General features: G+C 66.5%; 19 protein-coding genes. 6 read left to right on the top strand and 13 right to left on the bottom strand.

From position 1 onward, the window contains the following. Positions 1-64 precede the first annotated feature (64 nt). The 3 genes from OCH7691_RS07465 (at position 65) to OCH7691_RS07455 (ending at position 2405) form a co-directional block, all read left to right on the top strand. Positions 65-1030 (top strand): hypothetical protein, encoded by a 966-nt coding sequence (locus OCH7691_RS07465; protein ID WP_085882715.1) that lies wholly within the window; start codon positions 65-67, stop codon positions 1028-1030. Between the two features lie 45 nt (positions 1031-1075). Then, positions 1076-1777: an SDR family oxidoreductase gene (locus OCH7691_RS07460; protein WP_085882714.1), complete on the top strand. Its 702-nt coding sequence runs from the start codon at positions 1076-1078 to the stop codon at positions 1775-1777. Between the two features lie 130 nt (positions 1778-1907). Next, positions 1908-2405, top strand: a complete 498-nt coding sequence (locus tag OCH7691_RS07455) for a hypothetical protein (protein WP_139839572.1) — start codon at positions 1908-1910, stop codon at positions 2403-2405. A gap of 29 nt (positions 2406-2434) precedes the next feature. Here the strand turns inward: OCH7691_RS07455 and metF are convergent, their stop codons facing one another. Both metF and OCH7691_RS07445 read right to left on the bottom strand, forming a co-directional pair. Continuing rightward, positions 2435-3376 (bottom strand): methylenetetrahydrofolate reductase [NAD(P)H], encoded by a 942-nt coding sequence (gene metF / locus OCH7691_RS07450; protein WP_085882712.1) that lies wholly within the window; start codon positions 3374-3376, stop codon positions 2435-2437. A gap of 6 nt (positions 3377-3382) precedes the next feature. Continuing rightward, positions 3383-4342 carry an ArsR/SmtB family transcription factor gene (locus OCH7691_RS07445; RefSeq protein ID WP_085882711.1) on the bottom strand — a complete coding sequence of 320 codons (960 nt, stop codon included), beginning with the start codon at positions 4340-4342 and terminating at the stop codon, positions 3383-3385. Positions 4343-4935: 593 nt separating this feature from the next. Here OCH7691_RS07445 and OCH7691_RS07440 point away from each other — a divergent pair. The 3 genes from OCH7691_RS07440 to OCH7691_RS07430 are packed head-to-tail and all read left to right on the top strand — an operon-like array spanning position 4936 to position 6856. Beyond that, positions 4936-5769 carry an MlaA family lipoprotein gene (locus OCH7691_RS07440; RefSeq protein WP_085882710.1) on the top strand — a complete coding sequence of 278 codons (834 nt, stop codon included), beginning with the start codon at positions 4936-4938 and terminating at the stop codon, positions 5767-5769. Between the two features lie 8 nt (positions 5770-5777). Beyond that, positions 5778-6389 carry an MlaC/ttg2D family ABC transporter substrate-binding protein gene (locus OCH7691_RS07435; RefSeq protein ID WP_085882709.1) on the top strand — a complete coding sequence of 204 codons (612 nt, stop codon included), beginning with the start codon at positions 5778-5780 and terminating at the stop codon, positions 6387-6389. 23 nt (positions 6390-6412) lie between these two features. After that, the gene (locus OCH7691_RS07430; protein WP_217807843.1) at positions 6413-6856 is read left to right on the top strand and encodes a GNAT family acetyltransferase; all 444 of its coding nucleotides are present in this window, start codon (positions 6413-6415) and stop codon (positions 6854-6856) included. Between the two features lie 4 nt (positions 6857-6860). On the opposite strand, the gene phoB is transcribed toward OCH7691_RS07430, so the two are convergent. The 11 genes from phoB to OCH7691_RS07375 form a co-directional block, all read right to left on the bottom strand. Further along, positions 6861-7562, bottom strand: a complete 702-nt coding sequence (phoB, locus tag OCH7691_RS07425) for a phosphate regulon transcriptional regulator PhoB (RefSeq protein ID WP_085882708.1) — start codon at positions 7560-7562, stop codon at positions 6861-6863. Further along, on the bottom strand, positions 7559-8293 hold the full coding sequence (phoU, locus tag OCH7691_RS07420) for a phosphate signaling complex protein PhoU (RefSeq protein ID WP_085882707.1): 735 nt from the start codon (positions 8291-8293) through the stop codon (positions 7559-7561). The genes phoB and phoU overlap by 4 nt, the downstream gene beginning before the upstream one ends. Positions 8294-8309: 16 nt before the next feature. Continuing rightward, positions 8310-9116, bottom strand: coding sequence for a phosphate ABC transporter ATP-binding protein PstB (gene pstB, locus OCH7691_RS07415; protein ID WP_085882706.1), 807 nt, complete (start codon positions 9114-9116; stop codon positions 8310-8312). Positions 9117-9126: 10 nt separating this feature from the next. Then, positions 9127-10452 (bottom strand): phosphate ABC transporter permease PstA, encoded by a 1326-nt coding sequence (gene pstA, locus OCH7691_RS07410; protein ID WP_085882705.1) that lies wholly within the window; start codon positions 10450-10452, stop codon positions 9127-9129. Next, entirely contained in the window at positions 10445-11827 is a 1383-nt protein-coding gene (pstC, locus tag OCH7691_RS07405) for a phosphate ABC transporter permease subunit PstC (protein WP_085882704.1), read from the bottom strand. The genes pstA and pstC overlap by 8 nt, the downstream gene beginning before the upstream one ends. Positions 11828-11963: 136 nt before the next feature. Then, the gene (locus OCH7691_RS07400; RefSeq protein ID WP_085882703.1) at positions 11964-12989 is read right to left on the bottom strand and encodes a PstS family phosphate ABC transporter substrate-binding protein; all 1026 of its coding nucleotides are present in this window, start codon (positions 12987-12989) and stop codon (positions 11964-11966) included. Between the two features lie 190 nt (positions 12990-13179). After that, positions 13180-14544 carry a sensor histidine kinase gene (locus OCH7691_RS07395; RefSeq protein ID WP_085882702.1) on the bottom strand — a complete coding sequence of 455 codons (1365 nt, stop codon included), beginning with the start codon at positions 14542-14544 and terminating at the stop codon, positions 13180-13182. A 127-nt stretch (positions 14545-14671) separates the two neighbouring features. Continuing rightward, positions 14672-15424: an SIR2 family NAD-dependent protein deacylase gene (locus OCH7691_RS07390; RefSeq protein WP_085882701.1), complete on the bottom strand. Its 753-nt coding sequence runs from the start codon at positions 15422-15424 to the stop codon at positions 14672-14674. Beyond that, positions 15414-16649, bottom strand: coding sequence for a choline ABC transporter ATP-binding protein (gene choV / locus OCH7691_RS07385; protein WP_085882700.1), 1236 nt, complete (start codon positions 16647-16649; stop codon positions 15414-15416). The genes OCH7691_RS07390 and choV overlap by 11 nt, the downstream gene beginning before the upstream one ends. Positions 16650-16651: 2 nt before the next feature. Beyond that, positions 16652-17500: a choline ABC transporter permease subunit gene (gene choW / locus OCH7691_RS07380; RefSeq protein WP_085882699.1), complete on the bottom strand. Its 849-nt coding sequence runs from the start codon at positions 17498-17500 to the stop codon at positions 16652-16654. Positions 17501-17617: 117 nt separating this feature from the next. Next, positions 17618-18559 carry a choline ABC transporter substrate-binding protein gene (locus OCH7691_RS07375; RefSeq protein ID WP_085883555.1) on the bottom strand — a complete coding sequence of 314 codons (942 nt, stop codon included), beginning with the start codon at positions 18557-18559 and terminating at the stop codon, positions 17618-17620. Between the last annotated feature and the right edge of the window lie 39 nt (positions 18560-18598).

Below are 18598 nucleotides of genomic sequence, written 5' to 3'. Positions count from 1 at the left end.
CACGCGCGTTCTTTCGCACCTTGTCTCCTCATACGCGCAGTCGCGCCCTGCTGCACGGAACCCGATGTCGCCGCTTCAACTGCTGCACTGGACCGGCCGGAACGGCACGAAGATCCTCGCCATCGGCGTGCTCGTCGGATTCGCGATCCCGCCGCTCGCCCAGCTGGCGCGACCGATGCTCGTGCCGATGCTGTTGCTGCCGCTGATCATCGCGCTGATGCGGCTCGACTGGCAGATCATGGGCAGCTACGTCGGTCGCCCGGTGATGATCGGGCTGATCACCTTCTGGGCGCTGATCGTCTCGCCGGTCGCGGCCTATCTGGTCACGGAAGCGCTCGGCATCGGCGGCGGATTGCAGACCGCGCTCGTCCTCATGACAGCGGCCCCGCCGATCGTCTCGGCGGCGGCGATCGCGCTGTTCGTCGGCCTGAACGGCGAACTCGTCGTGGTCGCCGTCATCGTCTGCATGGTGCTGGCGCCGTTCACGCTGCCGCTGATCGCGCTCGCCCTGCTCGGCCTCGAACTGCAGATCTCTCTCCTCGAGTTCATGCTGCGCCTCGGCGGGCTGATCGGCAGCGCGTTCATCGTCGCGGCAATCGCCCGCAAGATCGCCGGGCCGGCCTGGCTGCGCCGGCAGGCGCCCAGCCTCGACGCCGGCGCCGTCCTCGCCATGCTGGTCTTCGCGCTCGCGATCATGGACGGGGTCACGGAATTCACCTTCCAGCGCCCGATCTACGTGGTCGCCTGCATCGTCGCCGCCTTCCTCGCCAACCTCGTCCTGCAAGGGGTCAGCTCGCTGCTCTTCCTGAAATTCGGGGGGCGCGACGCGATGACGATCGGGTTGTTGTCGGGCAACTGCAACATGGGCCTGGTGCTGGCGGTGCTGGCCGACAAGGCGAGCTTCGAGGTCATCGTTTTCTTCGCCATGGGCCAGTTGCCGATGTACATGTTGCCGGCCGTGCTGTCGCCGATCTACCGGCGCTTCTCGGGCCGGCCGCCCGCGCCGCCCGCGAAACCGCCACAAGTCTGAGGCGGCGCGGACCGATCCGACGCCAGCCCAGGGATACCGTTCGCAATGCCCGACATGAAATCCGTTCTCGTCACCGGCGCCGCCCGCGGCCTCGGCCTCGAATTCTGCCGCCGCTACCTGGCCGACGGCTGGCGCGTGCACGCCGCCTGCCGGACGCCGGAGAAAGCGACGACCCTGATGGCGCTGGCCGCCGGGAGTCCCGGCGAGCTTCACCTGCACCGCCTTGACGTGACCAGCGCGCGCGACGGCGCGGCGCTCGCCGGGGCGCTCGGGGAGAGCAGTCTCGACCTGCTGATCAACAACGCGGGCATCATCGGCCCGGCACGACCGGGCGGGGAGATCCCGGACGAAGCGGCGTGGAGCGAGGCCTTCCGCGTCAACTGCCAGGCGCCCTATCGCCTGACCCGGCTGCTTGCCGATGCGCTGGGCCGGGCCGAGAACGGCCTGGTCGTCTTCCTGTCCTCGACGATGGGGTCGATCGGCAATCTGGCGGCGACCAACGCGGTTCCCTACCGGACCTCGAAGGTGGCGCTGAACATGGCCGCGCGCTCGCTGTCGATCGAGTTCAGGGACCGCTTCGGCGTGCTGATCGTCCATCCCGGCTATGTCCGCACCGACATGGGCGGCCCCGGCGCCACGATCGAGGCGGAGGAGAGCGTCGCCGGACTCCGCCGGCTGATCGACGGTTTCGAACCGGCCCGGCACGGCGGTTTCTTCGACTATCAGGGAAAGGCGCTGCCCTGGTAGGCGCCGATTGCTTTCCAGTAAGGAAATATTCGCCATTGGCCCCTAGTCTGCGCTTACCAGTGAGTTCTGAACTATCGGGCAGCGGATGGCGATCGTCGGCGTAGACAGGAAGAAATACACGAAATCGGAGGTGACCGATCTGATCGGCGCGCTCGAACGTCAGGCCAACGAGATTCTCCGGCTTGCCGATCGTGCCGAGAAAGAGGCGACCAAGCACAGCTTCGAGATGTATGACGACTTCCGCCGCAAGGTCTCGCAGTTCGAGACCCTCGCCTCGCTCATTCCCGACCGCCTCGCCAATGTCGAACTCGACGCCGCGACCCTGTCGGATCTCGAGATCCAGTTCGACAATCTCCGGATCGTCACCCTGCACGGGCTGATCAACGCCAGCGTGCGGTTCTTCATGGTCCTGTCCGGCTCGACGCTGCTGCCGATCGGTGCCAAGGAAATGCTGATGACCGAGCTGCGCCGGCTCGAACAATCGAAGGAAGCGCTGGAAGACCCGCGCTTCGCCGACCGGATTTCGGACGATATCCGGGCCAGCCTGGCCCAGGCGCAGACGATCCTCGAGAGAATCATCGAGACCGCGCCGAGCCTGCTCAACCTCGCCGAACCGCTCGACGCCTGAGGCGTATCGGCGCCCCCCGATCTCCCGGTTCAGCAGGCTTCGCGGACATCGTCCTCCTGCGTCGCGGTCCTCAGGCCCAGGGCATGGCAGATGGCATAGACCAGGTCGGCCCGGTTCAGCGTGTAGAAATGGAAATCGCTGATGCCCCCGGCCTGCAGACGACGGATCTGCTCGGCGGCGACCATTGCCGCGACCAGCTGCCGGGTTGCCGGATCGCCGTCCAGCCCCTCGAACAGATGGGCGAGCCAGGCCGGCACGCTGGCGCCGCAGCGGCCGGCGAACTCGGCGACCTTCTGGAAATTGCTGACCGGCAGGATTCCCGGCACGATCGGCACCTCGATTCCGCGCGCCAGCGCCCGGTCGAGAAAGCGGAAATAGCAGTCCGGATCGAAGAAGAACTGGGTGATCGCGCGGCTCGCCCCGACGTCGATCTTTGCCTTCAGGAAGTCGATATCGGCAAGACTGGAGCGCGCCTCCGGGTGGATTTCCGGATAGGCGGCGACGCTGATTTCGAAGTCCGCGACCTTCTTCAGCCCGGCAACCAGTTCGACCGCCGAACCATAGCCGTCCGGGTGGCGCCGGAAGGACGCGCCGCCCTCCGGCGGGTCGCCGCGCAAGGCGACGATGTGACGGATGCCCTCGTCCCAGTAGCGGGCCGCGATGTCGCGGATCTCGCCGGCCGAGGTGTCGACGCAGGTCAGGTGGGCGGCCGGTTCCAAGTCGGTCTCGCGACGGATCCGGTGAACCGTCTCGTGCGTGCGTTCCCGGGTCGAACCGCCGGCCCCGTAGGTGACCGAAACGAAGGTCGGCCGCATCGGCGCCAGCCGGGTGATCGCGCGCCAGAGGCTGTCACGCATCGTCGTGGTCGCCGGCGGGAAGAACTCGAACGACACGCGGAGCCGAGCATTGGCGCGCGCCAGCGACAGGCGGTCCTCCATGTCGCGCAGCGGCCTTCCGGCAAGGTTGATCATTCGCGGTTATCCTTGAACTGCAGTCGCGGGGACATCCCGGGCGGGATTCTCCGCCGCCCAGAGCGAAACGGTCAGCGGCTCGCCGTCGAGCCGCCGGGGTGGAATCGGCCGAAGCCCGGCCAGGCTGCACCATTCGGCGACCTCGCCGTCCTCGAAGCCGAGCCGGCGATGTTCGTGTTCGGTGCGCAGGAATTCGAGATCGTGGGGCGCGAAATCGACGATCGCGAGCCGGCCTTCCGGACGCAGCACCCGCCCCGCCTCGCGGATCACCGCCTGCGGATCGTCGGCGAAATGCATCACCTGATGGATCGCCACGGCGTCGACCGACCGGTCCTCCAGCGGCAGATGGTACATGTCGCCATGGCGCACCTGGCAATTGCGAAGCTCGGCCCGTTCCAGGCTTTCACGCGCGATGGCCAGCATCTCGTGGCTCATGTCGATGCCGATTCCCTGGCCGACACGCGGCCCGAAAACCTGCAGGATCCGCCCCGTGCCGGTGCCGATATCGAGGAAATTGCCGATCTCGCGGTCGGCGAAGAATTCGAGCAGGGCCTCCTCGACCGCGGCTTCGGCGATATAGAGCGTGCGGATCTCGTCCCAGCGGGCCGCGTTGGCACGGAAGTAGGCCGCCGCCGCCCTGGCGCGTTCGCCCTTGACGTCGTCCAGCCGTGCCAGGTCGCGGCGGCGGGCCGGATCGTCGTCATCGATCAGCCCGATCAGCCGCTCGGCGATCTCCCCGCCAGGCCCGGCATGGGCCAGCCGATAGAAAGCCCAGCTGCCCTCGCGGAAGCGGTTCAGCAGGCCGGCATCGCACAGCAGTTTAAGATGGCGGGAAATGCGTGGCTGGCTCTGCCCGAGAATCTGGGTAAGCTCGGTGACCGTGAGTTCACCCCGCGCGCACAACGCCAGCAGGCGAAGCCGCGTCGGTTCGCCCGCCGCCTTCAGCGCCTGTAGCAGTGCTTCCATTGCCGACCTCTTCTCGCATTCGCCGTTTGCCCGCGACGCGGGGCATCTCCGAATTACATATAAACATATCTTTATGTCTTTGTATAGCCCGGGACGGTGTCGCCAGACGGAGATTCGCGGCGATTCCCCGCACCGGCGGCAACCCGCGGCGACGATCCGGCGCACGCCAGCCGGATCGCGGTTTTCCCACATGGTTAATCCCCGGCCGCGGATCCGGACGCCATGGCGCCGCAACCCGCGCGACGGCCGCCGCCCGATCGCCAGCGTTTCCCTGCGATATGATGCAAAAATGTATCATTTCGCCTTTGATTGCTGAAATTAATGAAGGATTCGAATTCGTTAATCGCCGCGGCATTTCCGCAACAGACCTATCGAATATACCGCCCCAGCCTGCCATTTACTGGTCGACAGGGTGGCTATATGCTACCGATCGAGTCGTGAGATTAGTCGTAGGATAATCTCCGCATGGCTTCGTACGCCCGTAATCCGGCCAACGGGTCTGAGTCTGCGGGGTGGATGAAAGCACCGGAGAGATGGCGTCGCAACGGCGTCCGAGAATGATCGCGTAAGCACAACAAGAGTTGAGCCGGTATATGCTCTCTGCTGCGAAAATCCTTTTCCGACCTGGCATCTGGCTCGCCGCCATGATGGCGCTGACGCTGTCGGCCTGCGCCAGCATGCCCGATCGCGACGACCAGGAGGCAGTCGCCGCCTACAACGAGGCGAACGACCCGCTCGAGCCGATGAACCGCTATTTCTTCGAGGTCAACCGCTTCCTCGACCAGATCCTGCTGCGCCCGGTCGCGGAGATCTATCGCGGCACCCTGCCCGATCCGGTCCAGGATTCGGTGCGCAACGCCCTCGACAACCTGCGCGGCCCGGTGATCTTCGCCAACGACCTGCTGCAGGGCGAGGTGAACCGCGCCGGGACCACCGTGGGGCGTTTCGCGGTCAATTCGACCATCGGCGTGTTCGGCCTGTTCGACGTTGCCGACAGCTGGTTCGGCCTGGAGAAACACAACGAGGACTTCGGCCAGACCTTCGCGGTCTGGGGCATTCCCGAGGGCCCCTATCTTGTCGTTCCGGTCCTCGGGCCGAGTTCACCGCGCAAGCTCGCGGGCACGGCCCTCGAATATTACGTCGACCCGTGGAACAACTGGCTGCGGCGGAACGAGGCGGCAGAGTTCATCATGGTTCGCAGCGCCGTCGACGCGGTCGACTACCGGGCGCGGAACCTCGAGACGCTCGACGATATCGAACGCAACGCCATCGACTTCTATGCCACGCTCCGCTCGCTCTACCGCCAGCGTCGCGGCGACGAGATTCGTAACGGCGCGCCGGCGCCGCTCGATGAGACGGCGACGATATCCTTCGAATTCCAGGAGGATCTTGACGCCGAGACGATTTCCGAGGCGGCGGCGGAGTAGATCGACCGATGTTCCACCGCATGCTTCGCGCCGTCGCCACGCTCCTGTTTGTGACCGGGCTGATGGGCGCCGGCCTCGCCCATGCCGGAGCCGACCAGGCGCGGGAATTCGTCCGCAACCTCGGCGACGAGGCGATCGCCCTGCTCAGCAACGACAAGCTCGATGCGTCCGAGCGGATCGCCGGCCTTGAAACCCTGCTGAAGCGGGATTTCGATTTGCCGAGGATCGGTCGCTTCGTGCTGGCCCGCTACTGGCGCCAGGCCAGCGAGGAACAGCAGGAGGAGTTCAGCCGCCTGTTCGAATCCTACGTCCTCAGCGTCTATGCGGCGCGGCTCGGCGAGTATTCCGGCGAGACCTTCGAGATCACCGGCGCGACCGAGCTGAACGAGAAGGAAACCTCGGTCAATACCGTGATCAAGCGCGGCCAGCGTCCGCCGCTCCGGGTCGACTGGCGGGTCCGAGAGGACGGCAGCAAGCCGCTGATCGTCGATGTCGCCGTGGAAGGCGTATCGATGGCCCTGACGCACCGCTCCGAATTCGGCTCGGTGATCCAGAATTCGCCGCAGGGCGTCGATGCCCTGCTTGACCGCCTGCGGAAGCAGAGCGTCAAGGTCGATTGAGGCCGCGGCGGGCCGCCGGGATTGTGCAGAGCCCCGCGCCACGCCCCTTCCGGGACGACGACATTTCCGCCATCGTGGCGCTCTGGGATGCCGCGGCCCTGACCCGGCCCTGGAACGATCCGCAGGCCGACATCGCGCTTTGCGCGCGCAACCCCTCTTCGGCGCTCTTCGTCGCCGCGGAACCGGCCGGGGAGATCGTCGCCACGGTGATGTGCGGCTTCGACGGGCATCGTGGCTGGATCTACTATCTCGCGGTCGCGCCGCGCCATCGCGGCACCGGCCTCGGCCGGCGGATGGTGGCGCATGCCGAGCAATGGCTGGCCGGGCTCGGCGCGCCCAAGGTCGAACTGATGGTGCGCGACGGAAACGATGCGGCCCGGGCCTTCTACGAGCGGATCGGCTACGCGGTCGAAACGGTGTTCGTGATGAGCCGCTGGCTCACGCCCCGGGGAGCGAGGGAGGCCTGAGCGCCTAGCGTTCGGCCATCGCCGGAACGTCGAGCGCATAGCCGACGGCCCGGACGGTGCGGATCAGGTCGATCTCGTCCTCCCCGTTCATCGCCTTGCGCAGCCGCCGGATATGAACGTCGACGGTGCGTTCCTCGACATAGACGTCGCGACCCCAGACCCCGTCGAGCAGCTGTTCGCGTGTGAGCACCCGGCCCGGACGTTCGAGGAAGTAGCGCATCAGCCGGAATTCGGTCGGTCCGAGATGGACCTCGCGCTCGCTGCGCCGCACCTTGTGGGCGGCGAGATCCATCACGATGTCCTGGTAGGTCAGCACCTCGCTGTCGAGCGCCGGCCGGATCCGGCGGAACACGGCACGGATCCGTGCCAGCAGTTCGGCCGGCGAGAACGGCTTCGCGATATAGTCGTCCGCCCCGACGTCGAGCCCGCGGATGCGGTCGTTCTCCTCGGCGCGCGCGGTCACCATGATGATCGGCAGGTTCCTGGTCTCGCTGGAGGCGCGCAGCCGCCGGCAGATCTCGATGCCCGAGACCTCGGGCAGCATCCAGTCGAGCAGCAGCAGGTCCGGCGGCCCCTCCTGGACGAGTTGCAGGGCGGTCTCGCCGTCCGACGCCTCGTCGACCTGATAGCCTTCGGATTCGAGATTGTAGCGCAGCAACGCGACCAGCGACGGCTCGTCCTCGACGATCAGGATGCGCGCGGTCATTCGCTTCCCTCGGCCTTGTCGTCGATCGTCACGGTGGCGAAGCTCGTTTCGTCGCCCTTTGGCCGGGCCTTCTCGGGCTCGTGCCCGTGCACCTGGTAGTGGATGATCTCGGCGACGTTGGTCGTCAGGTCGCCGACCCGCTCGATATTCTTCGCCATGAACAGCAGATGGGCGCAACCGCCGATGTTGCGGGGGTCCTCCATCATGTAGGTCAGCAATTCGCGGAACAGGCTGTTGTAGGATTCGTCGACCTCCGCGTCGCGCCGCCAGACCTGCATCGCGAGGTCCGAATCGTTGTTCTGGTAGGCGTCGAGCACGTCCTTGATCATCGCCTGCACCTGCTGTGCCATGCGCGGCACCGCGTGCGACGGGCGGATCGGCGGCAGCTTGTTGATGGCGATGACCCGCTTGGCCACGTTGGCTGCGTAGTCGGCGATCCGCTCCAGCATCGTGGAGATCTTCAGCGCGGCGATGACGACGCGCAGATCGGCGGCCATCGGCTGGCGCAGCGCCAGCATCCGCACCGCCATGTTGTCGATCTCGCGCTCCAGCTCGTCGACCTTGCCGTCGCCCTGGACCGTTTGCTGGGCAAGCTCGCTGTCGCGCTTGACCAGGCTGTCGATGGCCATGGCGAGCTGCGCCTCGGCGAGACCGCCCATGCGCATCACCAGGTTCGATATCTCCGTCAGATCGGTGTCGAACGACTTGACGATATGACCCTTCTCATTCATCGGGTAATCCTCCCCCTCAGCCGAAGCGGCCGGTAATGTAACCCTGAGTGCGCTCGTCCTCCGGACTGGTGAAGATCCTCTCGGTCAGGCCCGCCTCCACCAGTTGCCCGAGATGGAAGAAGGCCGTTTTCTGCGAGACGCGGGCGGCCTGCTGCATCGAATGGGTGACGATGATGATCGTGTAGTTCGCCTTGAGCTCCTCGATGAGCTCCTCGATCCTGGCCGTCGCGATCGGGTCGAGCGCCGAGCAGGGCTCGTCCATCAGCAGCACTTCCGGCCCGACGGCCAGCGCCCGGGCGATGCAGAGACGCTGCTGCTGGCCGCCCGACAGCCCGGTCCCCGGCTCCTGCAGGCGATCCTTCACCTCTTTCAGCAGGCCGGCCTTCTCGAGGCTCCGCTCGACGATCTCGTCGGCCTCGCCGCGATTCTTCACCAGGCCGTGGATGCGCGGCCCGTAGGCCACGTTGTCGTAAATCGATTTCGGGAACGGGTTCGGCTTCTGGAACACCATGCCGACCCGCGCGCGAAGCTGCACCACGTCGATCCTCGGGCTGTTGATATCCTCCCCGTCGAGGAACAGTTCGCCCGTCACGCGACAGCCCGGGATGGTGTCGTTCATCCGGTTGATGCAGCGCAGAAAGGTCGACTTGCCACAGCCGGAGGGACCGATCAGCGAGGTCACCTGCTGGCGCGGAATATCGATATCGACGTCGAACAGGGCCTGTTTCTCGCCGTAGAAGACCGAGATGTCGCGGCCGCTGACAGCGATATCGTCGTCCGGAACGCCGGTGCGGGCAGTGCGATCGGCCAATGCTTGTGACATGCTTTTTCCCTTACCAGCGTCGTTCAAATCGCTTGCGCAGCAGCACCGCGATTGCATTCATGAAGATGAGGAAGCCGAGGAGCACCATGATGGCGCCCGACGTCTTCTCGACAAACGCCCGTTCCGGGCTGTCGGCCCAGAGGTAGATCTGCACCGGAAGCGCCGTCGCCGGATCCATCACCCCGCTCGGAATATCGACAATGAAGGCGACCATGCCGATCATCAGCAACGGCGCGGTCTCGCCAAGCGCCCGCGCCATGCCGAGGATGGTGCCCGTCAGGATGCCTGGCATGGCCAGCGGCAGCACGTGGTGCAACACCGTCTGCATCGGCGAGGCGCCCATCCCGAGCGCCGCCTGGCGGATCGACGGCGGCACCGCGCCGAGCGCCGCCCGCGCGGCGATGACGATCGTCGGCAGCGTCATCAGCGCCAGCGTCAGGCCGCCGACGATCGGCGCCGAACGGGGCAGGTGCATGACGTTCAGGAAGACCGCGAGACCGAGCAGGCCGAAGACGATCGACGGCACCGCGGCGAGGTTGTTGATATTGACCTCGATCAGGTCGGTCCAGCGGTTCTTCGGCGCGAATTCCTCCAGATAGACTGCCGTCATGACGGCGATCGGGAAGGACAGCAGCAGCGTCACCACCAGCATGAAGAAGGATCCCACGACCGCGCCCCAGACCCCGGCGATCTCCGGTTCCCGGCTGTCGCCCGAACTGAAGAAACGGCTGTTGAACACGGTCCGCACGGCGCCGCTCGCTTCGAGCTGCTCGACCCAGGCGATCTCGTCGTTGCTGACCTTGCGGTCGCCTTCCGCCGACTTGCGATCGATATGTCCCTTCACGAGCATGTCGATGTTGTCGTCGGCCGGGAACCAGAACGCCTGACGTGTTCCGATCGCGTCCGGGTTGTCGAGCACGTACTGGCGGATTTCGTGCGAGGCTTCGCCGGATACCAGACCGAACAGCGAGCGCAGCTTGCGCCGCTCCTTGACCTCGGGAAAGGCCGCCATCATCGCATCGCGGATGAGCTTGCCGTAGCTTGCCGCGCCGATGACCGCCGGGTCGCCGGTGCCCTTCGGATCGATCACCGACCGGTCGAGATCGACGGTCAGCATGATCTCGGTCGCAACGAAGGCGGTGTAGCCCTTGCCGACGATGCTGACGAGGATGATGCCGAGCATGGTCAGTGCGACCAGGATGGCGCCAAGACCGATCAGCCGGAAACGCCGGTCGGCGGCGTGGCGGCGCTTCAGGCGACCCCGGAAGGCATCGTCTGAGACGGTCGACGACCTGACGCTCTCCGAACCACTCTCGTTTATCGCCTGATCAGTCATATTTCTCTCGATACTTTCGGACGAACATGAGGGCCATGACGTTGAGCCCCAGGGTCACCAGGAAGAGCACCAGCGCGAGCGCGAAGGCCGCCAGTGTCTTGGCGCTGTCGAATTCCTGGTCGCCGACCAGCAGGCCGACGATCTGCACGGTGACGGTGGTGACGGCCTCGAGCGGGTTCGCGGTCAGGTTGGCGGCGAAGCCGGCGGCCATCACGACGATCATCGTCTCGCCGATGGCCCGGCTGATCGCCAGCATCACGGCGCCGACGATGCCGGGCAGCGCGGCCGGCAGGATGACCAGGCGGATCGTCTCGGCCCTGGTCGCGCCGAGCCCGTAGGAGCCGTCGCGCAGCGATTGCGGCACCGCGTTGATGACGTCGTCGCTGAGCGAGGAAACGAAGGGAATGATCATCACGCCCATGACTACGCCGGCCGCGAGCGCGCTTTCCGAGACGATGTCGAGGCCGATCGCGTCGCCCAGGTCGCGGAAGAAGACGCCGACGGTCAGTGCCGCGAAGAAGCCGTAGACCACGGTCGGCACGCCGGCCAGGATCTCCAGCAGCGGCTTGACCGTGGCGCGGAAGCGGGGGCTGGCGAATTCCGTCATGTAGACCGCGCTCATCAGCCCGATCGGCACCGCGACAAGCATCGCGATCAGCGTGATCAGCAACGTGCCGGCGAACAGCGGGACCGCGCCGAAGGCGCCGGACGAGCCGACCTGGTCGGAACGGAGCGCCGTCTGCGGGCTCCAGTTGAGGCCGAACAGGAATTCGGTGATCGGCACCTTGTCGAAGAAACGCATCGTCTCGAAAAGCAGCGACAGCACGATGCCGACCGTCGTCAGGATCGAGATCGTCGAAGCGACGATCAGGAAGATCATGATGACCTTCTCGACCCGTTCGCGGGCCTGCAGGCGCGGCGAGATCCGGCGCAGGGCGAAGACGAAGGCGCCGATCGCGAGGCCGAGCACCAGCACCAGCCGGGCCGCGTCGCCGATCATGCTGAGGTCATGGTAGCGTTCGGCGAGCAGGCGCAGCCCGTCGTCGACCTCGCGGCCGACGATGCCGCCGCCGGCCACCGAGTGGATCTCCTGCAGCAGCAGGTTGAGCCGGTCGGGAGATATGTCGGCGTAGGCGGGAGGGAGATCGGCAAGGACGATGCTGTCGATCACGTAGCCCTGGATCAACAGCCAGAACGCGGCCACGAGCGCCGCGGGGATCGCCACCCAGATCGCCAGGTAGAGGCCGTGATGATGCGGCCGCGAACTCGTCCGGTAGCCGCCGTTCGCCTGGGCGGCAGTGGCCCGGCGCCGACCCATGTAGAAGGCCGAAAGCGCCATCAGGACGAGGACGATCGCGAGTGTGGACACTGGCATGTTACTGGATCCGCTTCTCGTTCCGGAAACTTGCGGCCGCGCGCGACGGCCCGTTGTAACGTTCCCTGCGCGCGACAGGCAAGAACCGGCGCGGCACGCTTCCGGCGATCCGGAAGCGCCCGCCACCGGCCTGGTCTTACATCGTCAGCGACTGCATGCTGACGGCCTCGTCACGAACCTTGGCGCGCTCCTCTTCCGGCAGCGGGATCAGCCCCTTGTCCGTCAGGTAGCCGAATTCGCCGAAGGCATCCTCGCTGGTGAACTCGCCGACGAACTCCTTGATGCCGGGGATGGTGCCGACATGCGCCTTCTTCACGTAGAAGAACATCGAGCGGGAGATCTTGTAGTCACCGCCGGCGATATTCTCGAAGGTCGGGGTGACGCCGCCGATGGCGCTGCCCTGGATCTTGTCGGAGTTCTGGTCGAGGAAGCTGTAGCCGAAGACGCCGAAAGCGTCCGGATTGGCCTCGAGCTTCTGGACGATCAGGTTGTCGTTTTCGCCGGCCTCGATGTAGTGGCCGTCCTCGCGGATCGAATGGGCGACCGCCCTGAAGGCCTTCTTGTCCGACTCGCGGAGATCGGCCAGCATCTCGATCTGCTTGGCACCGCCCTCCATGGCGAGCTCGACGAAGGCATCGCGGGTGCCGGAGGTCGGCGGCGGGCCGAGAACCTCGATCTTGGTCGCCGGAAGGGCCGGGTTGACGTCCTTCCAGGTCTTGTACGGGTTGGCGACCAGCTTGCCGTCGACCGGCACTTCCTTGGCCAGCGCGAGGAAGATGTCCTTCAGGCTGAGATCGACTTCCGCGGTCGCCTTGGAATTGGCGAAAACGATGCCGTCGAAGCCGATCTTGACCTCGGTGATCTCCTTGACGCCGTTCTTGGCGCACAGCTCGACCTCGGATTCCTTGATCCGACGCGAGGCGTTGGTGATGTCCGGATGCTCCGGGCCCACGCCGGCGCAGAACAGCTTCAGACCGCCGCCCGAGCCGGTGCTCTCGACGACCGGGGTCTTGAAGCCCGAGGTCTTGCCGAAAGTCTCGGCCACCGCGGTCGAGAACGGGAACACGGTCGAGGAACCGACGACGCGGATCTGGTCGCGGGCCTCGGCGGCCCCGACAACGGCGACCGTGGCGAGCAACGCAAGGCTCAGAATCTTCTTCATGACTTATCTCTCCATATTCGCGGAGCAGCGCCCGCCGTCTTGAACGGTACGGGCCGGTGATGCCGCCTGGTGAGACCGTGCTACCGGTGCCCGGTGTCGGGTCTATTACAGGGACATGACACTTTGATGACGGCCGTCGCGGCGCGGAAATCCGGGCGCTCCGCCGGGTTCCCGGTCCGCCGCCTGGCGGTCAGCGGGCCGGGAAGTAAACAGTGAAGACCGTGCCCTGTTCCGCGCCCGAATCGATGGCCAGAGAGCCGCGATGCCGGTTGACGATATGCTTCACGATGGCAAGCCCGAGCCCGGTACCGCCGAGCCGCCGCGAGCGGGCATTGTCGACCCGGTAGAAGCGTTCGGTCAGGCGCGGCAGATGCTCGCGCGCGATCGGCTCGCCCCGATTCGTGACGGCCGCGGCGATGCGGCTGCCCTCGCGCCGGACGGTGATCGTCACCGGGGTTTCCTTCTCGCCATACTTGATCGCGTTCTCGATCAGGTTCTGGAAGACCTCGACAAGCTGGTCGTTGTCGCCCCTGACCGGCGGCAAGCCGGTCTCGAAATCCGTTTCGAGCGGCATTGCCTTTTCCGCGGCGGTCACCTCCAGCATCTTGATCACGGTCCGGATCGTGTCGCAGATGTCGACCGGCGTCGAGGGCGTCTCGTGCTCGACCAGCTCGATCTGCGAGAGCGAGAGCAGATCCTCGATCAGCCGCGCCATGCGGGCGGACTGCTCGTCCATGATGGAAAGAAACCGTTCGCGCGCCGTCGCATCGTCGCGGGCCGGACCGCGCAGGGTCTCCACGAAACCGATGATGGTCGACAGCGGCGTGCGCAATTCGTGACTGACATTGGCCACGAAATCGGCGCGCATCTGTTCGGCCCGTTTGACCGAGGTCAGGTCGTGCAGGGCGATCACCGCGGCCGCTCCGCCGGCATCGGCGTCCGGAAGGCGCCGGACATAGGCCATGAACTCCCGCTTCACGCTGCCCGGCAGCGACAGCTCGAAGCTCAGGCTGTCCTTGTGGCCGGCGGCAGTCGCGTCGACCGCCTCGAGGATGGCCGGATGGCGAATGGCCATCGCGATGTCGCGCCCGTCGATCGTGTTGCCGAACAATGCCCGGGCGCGCCGATTGGCGCGGAGCAGCCGGCGGTCGCCGCCGACGATCAGGATCGCGTCGGGCAATTCGTCGAGCAATGCCTGTTCGGCCGCCGCCTGTGCCTGCAGGCGTTCGCGGGCGATCGCCCGGCCGCGTTCGAGCCGGCGCACCACCGCCCGCAATTCCTCCGGCGCCAGCCGCAGGGACGGCGGCGGCGGCGATTCCGCAGAGGGCGGCAGCTGGCTGAGCGTGCCGGCATAGGCGATGATCGACCAGAGATCCTGCAGCAACTTCACGCCGAACAGGCCGAGGACGAGAACGATCGCCGCGCCTCCCAGGAGCGCCGCATGCACGCTCAGTTCGCCGGCGGCGACGAGCGCCGCGAGCACGAGCGCCACGGGCAGCGCGATGCTGGCCAGCAAGAGGGCAAGACGGGTCGGTGTGGGGCGGTTCTCGTTCATGGCTCGACGGTGCCGGATGCACCAAAATATCGGGAAAGGCAAGGGCAGGATCGATCCGCCTGGCAGCCATCATGCGCCAGGATGGTGACAGTCCGGCGGTCGACCGGTTTCCGGCACCGCCGGACGATCAGTCGATGCCGACCGCCTCGCCCAGCAGGGCGCCGATCTCCCGGTGCAGGACGAGGTCGGCGATCTGGTCGAGGTCGGTCGGCTCCCGGTTGACGATCACCAGGCCCGCCCCGCTCCGCTTGGCGAGCACCGGCAGACCGGCCGCCGGAAAGACGACGAGCGACGAGCCGAGTGCGATGAACAGGTCGCAGAACTGGCTCTCGCGCTCCGCCGCGCGCATCTCGTCGGGCGGCATCGGCTGGCCGAACGAGATCGTCGCGGTCTTGACGATCCCGCCGCAGGCGCGGCAGTCGGGCGGCTCCCCGGACCGCTCGAAGGCCGGACGAATGTCATCGAGCTCGACGCGAAGCCCGCAATCGAGGCATTTCGCATAGGTCGTGTTGCCGTGGATCTCGATGACCCGTTCCTCGGGGATGCCGGAGGCCTGGTGCAGGCCGTCGATATTCTGGGTGATGACGGCGCCTGCCTTGCCGCGGCGAACCAGTTCGGCGACCGCCCGGTGGCCGCGGTTGGGTCGGGCCGCGGCCAGCGTCGGGTCGATGGCGAACTTCCGGCGCCAGGCTTCGCGGCGCATCTCGTCGGAGGCCATGAAGTCCTGGAACTGGATCGGCTTCATGCGGTCCCAGATGCCGCCCGGGCTGCGGAAGTCCGGAATGCCCGATTCCGTGCTGATCCCGGCGCCGGTGAAGACGACGACCCGCTCCGCCGCCTCGATCGCCGCCCGCAAACGGCCGACATCGTCATCCGTCACGGTTGTCCCCCATCCGGTTCGCGTCCCGACGCCCGCCTTCCGACTTGCCGGTCTGGCGCAGCAGGCCCCGGTAGATTTCCTCGTCGCCGACCACGCCGATCATCTGCCCGTCCTCGACCAGCAGCACCGGATTGCCGCTCATGTGACGGATCAGGATCGCCTCGCCCATGGTGATATCGGCCGAGGCGGCGACGACGCTGTCCCGCCAGGCCGCCGCCCCGCCCTCGCCGCTGCCGTCCCAGTGCCGCAGTGTGACCGTCTCGCCGGCAAGGGTCAGCCGTTCCGGCCGGCGATCGGCGGAGAGCCGCAAGGCAACGCGGCCGCCGGCGCCGAGGCGAAGCGCGCCGCCGGTCTCCGCAAGAGCCGCGAGCGGCGTCATCAGCGAGCCGCCGCGCAGGACATTCATCGGGTTCATGTGGGCCACGAAACGGGCGACATAGTCGTTCGCCGGGTTGAGCGCGATTTCCTCGGGCCGGCCATATTGCACGATCCGCCCCGATTCCATGATCGCGATATGACTGCCTATCTTCATCGCCTCGTCGAGATCGTGGCTGACGAAGACGATCGTTTTCTTCAGACGCTGCTGCAGTTCCATCAGCTCGTCCTGAAGATGCTGGCGGATCAGCGGATCCAGCGCCGAGAAGGGTTCGTCCATCAGGAGGATGTCGCCGTCGGTGGCAAAGGCGCGGGCCAGGCCGACCCGCTGCTGCATGCCGCCGGACAGTTCATGGGCGTACTTGTCGCGCCATTGCGACAGCCCGACGAGGTCGAGCTTCTCGGCGACCCGGGCGGTGCGCTCGACCTTCGACACGCCCTTCAGCTCGAGACCGAAGCCGACATTCTCGGCCACCGTGCGCCACGGCATCAGGGCGAACTGCTGGAACACCATCGCGATCCGGTCGGTCCTGAGCCGGCGGAGTGTCGCCGCGTCGCAACTGGCGATGTCGATCCGGTGGCCGCCGTCGTCGATCAGCAGTTCGCCCCGGGTGATCGGGTTCAGGCCGTTGATGCAGCGAAGCAGCGACGACTTGCCCGACCCGGACAGTCCCATCAGGACGCAGATCTCGCCCTCCTCGATCGCCAGGTTGGCGTCGTGAACGCCGACCACCGCCCCGGTCTTCTCCAGCACCGCCTCGCGGCCGGCGCCCTCGTCGACCAAGCACAGCGCCTCCTGCCAGGCGCGGCCGAAGATCAGGTCGACGGACTTGAACTCGAGTACGGCCATGGTCAGCGCCCGCCGGCGCCCGGATCGGCGCGCTTGCAGATCCGGTCGAGCAGGATCGCGACGATGACGATGGCGAGGCCGGATTCGAAGCCGCGCGCGATATCGGCGCTGTTGAGCGCCCGCACCACTTCCTTGCCGAGCCCGTCGGCGCCGACCAGCGCCGCGATCACCACCATCGACAGCGACAACATGATGCATTGCGTGATGCCGGTCATGATCGCCGGCATGGCGTAGGGCAGCTCGACCTTGCGGAGCAGCTGGCCCGGCGTCGCCCCGAACGCCTCGCCCGCCTCGATCAGTTCCCGGGGAACGCCCGAGACACCGAGATAGGTGAGCCGGATCGGCGCCGGCATGGCGAAGACCACGGTCGAGATCAGGCCGGGCACGACGCCAAGGCCGAAGAACACCATGGTCGGGATCAGGTAGACAAAGGTCGGGATCGTCTGCATCAGGTCGAGGACCGGACGCAGGCCTGCCTGGAACCACGGCCTGTGCGCGGCGGCGATCCCGAGCGGCACGCCGATCAGCACGCAGACCGCGGTCGAGGTGAGAACCAGGGCGATCGTCTCGACCATCTCTTCCCAGTAGCCCATGTTGGCGACCAGCAGCAGGGCCGGCACGATCAGCAGCGGCAGCCGCCAGTTCCGGTGCAGCGCGAAGGCGAGCCCGGCGATCATCGCGATCAGCAGCAGTGCCGGCAGCCAGAGCAGGATCGCGATCAGCCCCTCGATGACGAAGCCCAGTCCCGTGGAAATCGCATCGAAGAACCAGAAGCTATGCTCGTAGACGACATCGACGCCGTCCTCGATCCAGCGGCCGAGCGGAATCTTGTGGCTGGTCAGCCATTCCATGGCGGTCCCCTTCCCGGTAGCGCGACAGGTCGCATGACCTGTGGCGCGACACGCAGCCCGCCCGCTCGCCCGGCCGGAAGGGCCGGTCGGGCGAGCGGGCGCTCATCGCGGTGTGGCTCAGAGGCCGAGGGCCGACCTCACGGCGGGCAGCCCGGGCTCGCCGGCGGTCGTGGTAACCCCGTCGAGCCAGCCGTCGAGGGTCTCGGGGTGGGCTTTCAGCCAGGCCCGGGCGGCATCCTCCGGTTCCTTCTTGTCGTCGAGGATGGCGCCCATGATCTCGTTTTCCATGGCCAGCGTGAACTGCAGGTTGGTGAGCAGCTTGCCGACATTCGGGCATTCGCCGAGATAGCCGGCGCGAACGTTGGTATAGACCGTGGCGCCGCCGAAATCGGGACCGAACCAGTCGTCGCCGCCCGCCAGGTAGGCGAGTTCGAAATTGGCGTTCATCGGGTGCGGTTCCCAGCCGAGGAAGACCACCCATTCGTTCTTCCGGGCGGCCCGCTTGACTTGCGCCAGCATGCCCTGCTCGGAACTCTCGACAAGCTTGAAGTCCTTCAGGCCGAAGGCATCCTTGTCGATCATCTCCTGGATCAGGCGGTTGCCGTCGTTGCCGGGCTCGATGCCGTAAATCTTGCCGTCGAACTTGTCGGCATGGGCGGCCAGGTCGGCGAAGCTCCTGACGCCGCCCTCGGCGACGTAGGCCGGCACGGCGAGGGTATATTTCGCGCCCTTCAGGTTGGCGCCGACGGTCTCCACAGAGCCGTCCTCCCGGTAGGCCTTGATGTCGCCCTCCATGGTCGGCATCCAGTTGCCGAGGAAGACGTCGATATCCTTGTTCTTCAGGCCCACATAGGTCACCGGAACCGAGAGGATCTGGATCTTCGGGTCGTAGCCGAGCGCCTCCAGCACGACCGAGGTCGTTGCCGTCGTGGCCGTGATGTCTGTCCAGCCGACGTCGGAGAAGCGGACCGTCCTGCAGGCCTCGGAAACGTCCGCGGCCGCGGCGCCGGCGGTGCCGAGCGCGAGCGCGATCGATAGCCCGTACGCAAGTCTCTTCATCATTCCATCTGCTCCCTGTCTGGTCTGTTCTTGTCTGCG

It is taken from the genome of Oceanibacterium hippocampi, assembly GCF_900172325.1.
GTDB classification, from domain to species: domain Bacteria; phylum Pseudomonadota; class Alphaproteobacteria; order Sneathiellales; family Sneathiellaceae; genus Oceanibacterium; species Oceanibacterium hippocampi.
The sequence above is the reverse complement of the archived record's forward strand: the minus strand, read 5'-3'. Positions and strand labels throughout refer to the sequence as shown.

Excerpts from the sequence above, each read along its gene's own strand:
- OCH7691_RS07465 (WP_085882715.1), top strand. The coding sequence starts at position 65 with ATGTCGCCGCTTCAACTGCTGCACTGGACCGGCCGGAACGGCACGAAG.
- OCH7691_RS07460 (WP_085882714.1), top strand. The coding sequence starts at position 1,076 with ATGCCCGACATGAAATCCGTTCTCGTCACCGGCGCCGCCCGCGGCCTC.
- metF (WP_085882712.1), bottom strand. The coding sequence starts at position 3,376 with ATGATCAACCTTGCCGGAAGGCCGCTGCGCGACATGGAGGACCGCCTG.
- OCH7691_RS07445 (WP_085882711.1), bottom strand. The coding sequence starts at position 4,342 with ATGGAAGCACTGCTACAGGCGCTGAAGGCGGCGGGCGAACCGACGCGG.
- OCH7691_RS07440 (WP_085882710.1), top strand. The coding sequence starts at position 4,936 with ATGCTCTCTGCTGCGAAAATCCTTTTCCGACCTGGCATCTGGCTCGCC.
- OCH7691_RS07435 (WP_085882709.1), top strand. The coding sequence starts at position 5,778 with ATGTTCCACCGCATGCTTCGCGCCGTCGCCACGCTCCTGTTTGTGACC.
- phoB (WP_085882708.1), bottom strand. The coding sequence starts at position 7,562 with ATGACCGCGCGCATCCTGATCGTCGAGGACGAGCCGTCGCTGGTCGCG.
- phoU (WP_085882707.1), bottom strand. The coding sequence starts at position 8,293 with ATGAATGAGAAGGGTCATATCGTCAAGTCGTTCGACACCGATCTGACG.
- pstB (WP_085882706.1), bottom strand. The coding sequence starts at position 9,116 with ATGTCACAAGCATTGGCCGATCGCACTGCCCGCACCGGCGTTCCGGAC.
- pstA (WP_085882705.1), bottom strand. The coding sequence starts at position 10,452 with ATGACTGATCAGGCGATAAACGAGAGTGGTTCGGAGAGCGTCAGGTCG.
- pstC (WP_085882704.1), bottom strand. The coding sequence starts at position 11,827 with ATGCCAGTGTCCACACTCGCGATCGTCCTCGTCCTGATGGCGCTTTCG.
- OCH7691_RS07400 (WP_085882703.1), bottom strand. The coding sequence starts at position 12,989 with ATGAAGAAGATTCTGAGCCTTGCGTTGCTCGCCACGGTCGCCGTTGTC.
- OCH7691_RS07395 (WP_085882702.1), bottom strand. The coding sequence starts at position 14,544 with ATGAACGAGAACCGCCCCACACCGACCCGTCTTGCCCTCTTGCTGGCC.
- choV (WP_085882700.1), bottom strand. The coding sequence starts at position 16,649 with ATGGCCGTACTCGAGTTCAAGTCCGTCGACCTGATCTTCGGCCGCGCC.
- choW (WP_085882699.1), bottom strand. The coding sequence starts at position 17,500 with ATGGAATGGCTGACCAGCCACAAGATTCCGCTCGGCCGCTGGATCGAG.
- OCH7691_RS07375 (WP_085883555.1), bottom strand. The coding sequence starts at position 18,559 with ATGAAGAGACTTGCGTACGGGCTATCGATCGCGCTCGCGCTCGGCACC.